This window comes from Mesobacillus sp. (assembly GCF_049588175.1).
GTDB lineage: Bacteria > Bacillota > Bacilli > Bacillales > Cytobacillaceae > Mesobacillus.
This window is the reverse complement of sequence record NZ_JBAVFI010000598.1, coordinates 1-4,766: the sequence shown is the minus strand read 5'-3', so window position 1 is coordinate 4,766 and position 4,766 is coordinate 1. Positions and strand designations below refer to the sequence as shown.

Below are 4,766 nucleotides of genomic sequence, written 5' to 3'. Positions count from 1 at the left end.
GCCGGGGATGGCTTTCCACACTGGATCCTTCCTTGCATTTGAAGGCTCCACTTCGTACTCCTTCGCTTTCTCTTCAATTTCTTTAATCAACGAATGCCCCTGTCCAGAAACAGGCACAGCATCAGTTTTAAGATGAGCAACATATGTATTGGAATATGGATTGTTAACTGAGAGCCAGGCTCCAATCATCAAAATTGAAATTAACATAATCTTTCTCATATTTCTATCCTCCCTTTAATAAGGCTCTATAAGCGGATGACTCTTTTTGTTGTTTTTAGAAAGTTACAAAGCGAGCTCCAGGAGCTGAAATCTACACTCCCTGCCAAGTGGATAATACTGCATCTAAAAGCAACAATATGAGCGACAAAAGCCTTATTAAAAAATATGAAACCGGAGGACAAGGTAGAACGGAAGGTATGAACCCATATAAGAAAAATACATATAAAAAGGGCCAGGGCTGCCCCTGGCCTTTTTATATATTATTCTTTTTCAGCCTTTTCACGCTGCTCTTTTAAAACCGCCTTACGTGAGAGGTTTACTCTTCCTTGTTTATCAATTTCTGTTACCTTAACAAGGATTTCATCCCCAAGCTTCAAGATATCTTCCACTTTTCCAACTCGCTCTTCAGCTAGTTCGGAAATGTGTACAAGACCATCTTTACCCGGGAAGAGTTCAACGAAAGCACCAAATTTTTCGATGCGGCGAACTTTACCAAGGTACATCTCTCCAACTTCTACTTCGCGGACGATGTCTTCGATAATTTTCTTGGCCTTTTGAATCATTTCTTCATCAACTGATCCGATAAATACCGTACCATCTTGTTCGATATCGATTTTTACGCCAGTTTCTTCAATGATCTTATTGATCTGTTTTCCGCTTGGTCCAATGACATCACGGATTTTATCTGGCTTAATCCACATTGAAATGATTTTAGGTGCATATTTAGAAAGCTGTTCACGTGGTTCTTGAATCGTTGCAAGCATTGAATCAAGAATTTGCATACGGCCAATTTTTGCCTGTTGCAATGCTTCTTCAAGAATCTGGCGGGATAAGCCTTCAATCTTAATATCCATCTGTAATGCCGTAACACCCTTTGAAGTACCTGCTACTTTGAAGTCCATATCACCCAGATGGTCTTCCATACCCTGGATATCAGTCAGAATTGAATAGTGCTCTCCTGATTTAATAAGACCCATTGCAATACCGGCAACTGGTGCTTTAATTGGCACACCAGCATCCATCAAAGCTAATGTACTTGCACAAATACTAGCCTGTGATGTAGAACCGTTTGATTCCAATACTTCTGAAACTAGACGGACTGTATAAGGGAAATCTTTTTCATTTGGAATAACAGGTTCAAGAGCTCTTTCACCTAATGCTCCATGCCCGATTTCACGTCGGCCTGGCCCACGGAGTGGCCCAGTTTCCCCAACAGAGAATAATGGGAAGTTATAATGGTGCATAAAACGTTTCTCTTCTTCGATTCCGAGTCCATCAAGGATTTGCACATCACCCATTGCACCAAGCGTACAAATGCTCAAAGCCTGAGTCTGTCCCCTTGTAAACAATCCTGAACCGTGAGTTCTAGGAAGCAATCCAACCTCTGATGAAAGAGGGCGGATTTCCTCTAAATTACGTCCATCTGGACGGACTTTATCTTCAGTGATCAAGCGGCGGACTTCGCCTTTAACGATTTTATCTAGAATTTGTTTAACCATTTTAAGCTTGTCTGCGTCGACTTCCTGCTCTTCATAACGAGCAACAACGGCATTTTTCACTTCTTTGATTGCATCTTCGCGTGCATGCTTTTCTTGTACCTGAATGGCAGACAGCATGTCTTGTTCACATATTCCGCGAACTTCCGCCTCTAGTTCTTTGTCGATTTCATAAAGAGTAATTTCTCTCTTCGCTTTCCCTACTTGTGCAACAATTTCCTGTTGGAACGCGATTAAACGCTTAATTTCATCATGGCCGAACATGATCGCTTCAAGCATGACTTCTTCTGGAACTTCGTCAGCACCAGCTTCTACCATGTTGATTGCATCCATTGTACCTGCAACAACTAAGTGCATATCGCTTTTTTCTGTTTCTTCAACAGTAGGATTGATGATGAAATTTCCATCAACTCTGCCAACTGTAACACCAGCAATCGGTCCTTCAAAAGGAATATCAGAAACACAAAGAGCCAGAGAAGAACCAAACATTGCAGCCATTTCCGATGAACAATTCTGATCGACACTCATAACAATGCTGATAACCTGAACATCATTACGGAATCCATCTGCGAATAAAGGTCTGATAGGACGGTCAATTAAACGGCTTGCAAGAATTGCCTTTTCACTTGGACGTCCTTCACGCTTAATAAAACCGCCTGGAATTTTACCTACAGCATATAATCTTTCTTCATAATTGACTGTAAGCGGGAAAAAATCTAAATTCTTTGGTTCTTTTGAAGCTGTTGCTGTACTTAGAACAGCTGTGTCACCATAACGGACAAGCACTGCGCCATTTGCCTGCTTTGCCAGCTGACCGAATTCGACTGTAAGCTTACGCCCTGCCCAGTCAAATGAGAAACTTTGTTTTTCTTGTGCCATGCTTTTAGCCCCTCTCTACCATGAAATCCATCCAGGACTGATGCCTGGGAATTATTTAAAACAGCACCTATGCCTGTCTTATTAACAAATAACCATAATAATTAATATTAAACTCTTCAATACAAGGCATATCCAGAATCGACCTTGTTTAATCACTTTTAAAGCTGATTCGAACCCGAAAGAGCTTACTTAAACAACATTTATGTTATAGTATGCGCTAATTAATAACGCTTAATATCATGAGTTTGTTATGTATCTTCCAAAATTTTTCCTAATAAAAAAGCGGGATAAATCCCGCTTTGACAGACTATCTACGTAGACCTAGCTTGTTGATTAAATCGCGGTAACGAGAAACGTCATTGTTACGAAGGTACGTCAAAAGATTACGACGCTTACCTACCATTTTCAAAAGACCGCGACGTGAGTGGTGGTCCTTTTTGTGAACGCGTAAGTGATCGTTCAATGTGTTGATTTCTGCAGTAAGGACAGCGATTTGAACTTCTGGAGATCCAGTGTCACTTTCGTGAACCTTGAATTCGTTGATAAGTTCGTTTTTACGTGCTTTTGTGATTGCCATCCGTGTTCACCTCCTGAATTATAATCCCCTGTTACCGAGCAAGCGTCGGTGACTCGACTTGCCAAGCAAAGGTTCTTTTTTGATACGTTAATAAGAATACATCTTTTTACGACAAAATGCAAGTCTAACTCTTGTTTTTTTCAAAGTAGAGAATGGCTTCCTGCTTATCTTTATCTATTTGGGATACGAGCTGTTCAATCCCGTCGAATTTCCGTTCACTTCGAAGACGCAAATGCCATTCCACATGTGCAGTTTTCCCATAGATCTCTTCGTTAAAATTAAAAATATGGACCTCAACAGATGGCTTTTCCTTCTTTTCACGGTGGAATGTAGGCTTATATCCAACATTGGAGACACCTTCGTACCATTGGCCATCAATCTGGATCCTTACCGCATATACGCCAGTTGGCGGAAGAATATATTGGTTATCCATTTGAACATTTGCCGTCGGAAAGCCTATTGTCCGGCCGCGTTTTTCACCGTTAACGACTGTGCCTTGCGTTTTGTAGTACCTTCCCAGCAGTTCCGGCATTGAATCCACTTTCCCATCCCTAAGCAAGCTGCGGATCTGTGTCGAACTGATCTTTTCATCATTAGCTCTTGCCAACTTCGAAATTACCGTGAATTCAAACTTGTTCCGCGAATGGAATTGAAGTGTTTCCATCGTGCCTTTGCCCATTTTCCCGTAAGTATAATCAAATCCCGCAACAACATGCTGGACATTTAATCCGATAATATACTGATCTATAAATTGCTGAGGAAGCAGGCTGGAGAATTCGGTCGTAAAATGGACGACAAATAAATAATCCACACCCATATTCCTAATTACATTTGCTTTTTCATCCAGAGGGGTTATGTTCTCTATATGCTGCACACTTTTCCCAAGCACAACAGAAGGATGGGGATCAAATGTCATGACAGCACTTTTTATCCCTTTATCATCGGCAATACGTTTCGCTTCCATGATCACCTGTTGATGTCCTAAATGGACACCATCAAAATACCCAAGTGCCATTGCCATGGAAGGGAAATCCAGTTTCTCATAATCATGAGGATGGTTTAGCTTAATCAATTCCACGATTTACACACCTTTTCTGACCCAGCTGCTCAATTACTGCTCATTTCTTAACACTTTATCAGGCTTCATCAACCCATTTTTGGTCGGATGCTTCCTGTAAATAGCGAGCGCTAATCCGTCATCTGTTTCTACTACGATGGGACCGCCAGTTTCCGACAAATTTTGTGGAATCTCGAGCAATGCCCCATTTTTCACTTTCTCTGCTACTGTATCATTTATGCGATATTTCGGCAAATAAGAAATTCCCACTTCCAAGGGATGTAAAGCCTTCTGGATGCTTCCATCCTCAGCCATTGTTTCAAGCTGCTCGAATGTGAAACAATCCTCCAAAGTAAACTCCGAAGATTGTATTCTGATTAACGAAGACATATGAGCCGGATATCCCAACTTTTCACCAATCATGACGGCAAGCGTTCTGATATACGTACCTTTGCTGCAGGATACCCGGAATTTAAAGCTTACTGTTTCACCCTCAAATTCATCCCTGTCATCGAGAAGCTCAATATTGTAGATGGTT

The 4,766-nt window shown here is 41.2% G+C and carries 3 protein-coding genes and 2 pseudogenes; all 5 read right to left on the bottom strand.

The window, feature by feature from the left end:
- Positions 1-219: pseudogene (locus WB217_RS14545) on the bottom strand (polysaccharide deacetylase family protein); the annotation flags it as partial.
- A gap of 260 nt (positions 220-479) precedes the next feature.
- On the bottom strand, positions 480-2,594 hold the full coding sequence (gene pnp, locus WB217_RS14540) for a polyribonucleotide nucleotidyltransferase (protein ID WP_423993952.1): 2,115 nt from the start codon (positions 2,592-2,594) through the stop codon (positions 480-482).
- Positions 2,595-2,901: 307 nt separating this feature from the next.
- Positions 2,902-3,171 (bottom strand): 30S ribosomal protein S15, encoded by a 270-nt coding sequence (gene rpsO, locus WB217_RS14535; RefSeq protein WP_335374940.1) that lies wholly within the window; start codon positions 3,169-3,171, stop codon positions 2,902-2,904.
- A gap of 124 nt (positions 3,172-3,295) precedes the next feature.
- Positions 3,296-4,249, bottom strand: a complete 954-nt coding sequence (gene ribF, locus WB217_RS14530) for a bifunctional riboflavin kinase/FAD synthetase (RefSeq protein ID WP_423993951.1) — start codon at positions 4,247-4,249, stop codon at positions 3,296-3,298.
- 33 nt (positions 4,250-4,282) lie between these two features.
- Positions 4,283-4,766 (bottom strand): annotated as a pseudogene (truB, locus tag WB217_RS14525) (tRNA pseudouridine(55) synthase TruB); the annotation flags it as partial.